We start from the raw sequence: 2052 nt of genomic DNA on the forward strand, positions 1-2052 counted from the left end.
GGTTTTGAGCAGGCAAGAGCACGCGGGTCAGGACATAGCCCGCCCGCGCATATGCCGCCTCCAGCTCGCGCGCCGCCACGAACAGCTCGGAAGCCGGGATGCGTCCGCGCATCAGCCGCTCGCGAAGCAATCCCTGCGCCGCAGCCAGCTCTCCACGCCCCCCCTCGATGTTCACGCCCGAAAGCCTGATCCACAAGCGCTCGGCCCCGGCCGGTGCGTCCAGCCCGGGCCGACCAGAGAAAACCAGCGCTCCACCGGCGCGCGGCTGATCGGGGCGGAAACTGGGCGGCGTGATCTGGCTTGCCGTTTGGGCAGGGGCCTCAGTCGAATGTGCGAGGGCGCTAGCAACCGCACCAGCCCAGATCATCCGACTTAAAAGACTGCGCCCAACCGATATCAATTTGCGCCCCTTACCCTTGCGTCAAGACTTGTTCAGAATGATGATAGAGTCAAACAACGCGAAACTAATCGCGGTCACCTATCGTCAAGGAGTTGCAGGAATGTAACAATCCAATGCCCGCCGAGCGCCAACGCTGCCACCTTGCTTAGCTATCGCGCAGACCACCCTCCTCGTTTGCGGGGAAGCGTCTAACCCTCCGCATCATGGCATCAGCGTCCTTGAGAGTGTTGGCCAGCGGGCGCAACACCCGGATTTCGGCATTACTTCATGGATGACGATCCCATCGAAACATTTTTGAGGCATACTTGCGCCCACACGATGGACATTCCAAATGCTCTCCTTGACTCAGATCGAGGGAAAACACGTCGCCATCTGTACCCCATGTTTTGGCGGACAAGTTTTTCAAAACTATCTTTTGAGCGTCCTCAAATTGGTCCACGCCTGCATGCGGCACAAAATTACGCTCTCATTTATCTTTCGCGGTGGCGACTCGCTGATCCCGCGCGCTCGCAATTCGATGGTTGCCGAGTTTATGGCGACCGAGGGTTACACACACTTGCTCTGGCTYGACGCAGACATCGGCTTCGAGCCAACTGCGGTGTTCCGCCTCCTTCAGGCGGACCGCGATGTGGTGGCGGGCATCTATCCCATGAAGACCATCGCCTGGCCGGAGACGATCCCAGCCCATATGACCAAGGCGGAGTTTGACGCTCGCTACACAAGATATCCATTCAACCCGAAAGACGGCCAGTTGCAGGCCGATCCGGATGGCTTTGCCGAAGTGATGGATGCGCCAACTGGGCTCATGATGATCAAGCGCGAAGTTTTCGATAAGATGATGAACGAACTCCCAGACCATAAAATAAAGCTCGACAGAACGCCGTACAATGAAAATATATATGAGTATATGGCACCATACTCATATCGTTTCTTCGACACAATGAATGAACCTGATGGTCGCTACCTCTCAGAGGATTATGCCTTCTGCCGACGCTGGCAGTCTATCGGAGGCAAGATTTTTATTGATCTCGTCTCGAACCTTACGCATCAAGGCGGGATGCTTTATGAAGGCAACTTCCTGGGCAAGGTCGTTTGAGCTCGACGCCCCCAAGAAACCGGTGCTTTTGCGGGGCGGAAAGGCAAGGCATTCACGGCACCGGTGGAAAGGGGTCGGACGGGTGCATTTTAATGGATCCGGCGGTAGAATTTTGTCAGCAAAACGGATTTTGGAGCACGGCGGAGCGTGGTTGCACGTCTATTATGATGCTGGAGAACTCGAGACGGCGACCGTAAACAAGACGCTATTCAAATGACTGATGTTGCGTGGATTTGTTAGACGGTGCGCGACCAATTTAAGTCACAATAGGGAGCCCCGATGCCGAGACAAGATGATTGGCAAGTTGAAATTGATCTGGCGAAGCGGCGCGATCTTTGGACATTGAGTGGTCCAATGGGTCTAATTAAGGTGCTACCATTACAAGGCCMGCTCCCAAAGGCTCTAACGGGGTATATAACGGTCGCGAAGAACATCATTGGATGCACCCCTCGTGAGATCGAGCTCAAGCTCGGCCTGCCCAAGGAATACCTTGTCTTTGGCGCTAGGATCTTCCGATTTGCGCGACTGCCACAGCCTTCAGAATACGCGTATGAGC

General features: G+C 55.4%; 3 protein-coding genes. 2 read left to right on the forward strand and 1 reads right to left on the reverse strand.

All coding sequences use genetic code 11. The annotated features are described in order from the left end of the window. Positions 1-367, reverse strand: a 367-nt coding sequence (locus AC1DVA_RS27945) for a POTRA domain-containing protein (RefSeq protein WP_476808059.1), incomplete at its 3' end; no start/stop codon positions are given. Between the two features lie 364 nt (positions 368-731). Between AC1DVA_RS27945 and AC1DVA_RS27950 the strand changes: the two genes are divergently transcribed. Together AC1DVA_RS27950 and AC1DVA_RS27955 are read left to right on the forward strand one after the other, a co-directional pair. Further along, entirely contained in the window at positions 732-1496 is a 765-nt protein-coding gene (locus tag AC1DVA_RS27950) for a hypothetical protein (RefSeq protein WP_476808060.1), read from the forward strand. A 279-nt stretch (positions 1497-1775) separates the two neighbouring features. Next, the coding region (locus AC1DVA_RS27955) for a hypothetical protein (protein ID WP_476808061.1) at positions 1776-2052 on the forward strand (277 nt) is incomplete at its 3' end.

The organism is Allobosea sp. P4_C6, from assembly GCF_056402015.1.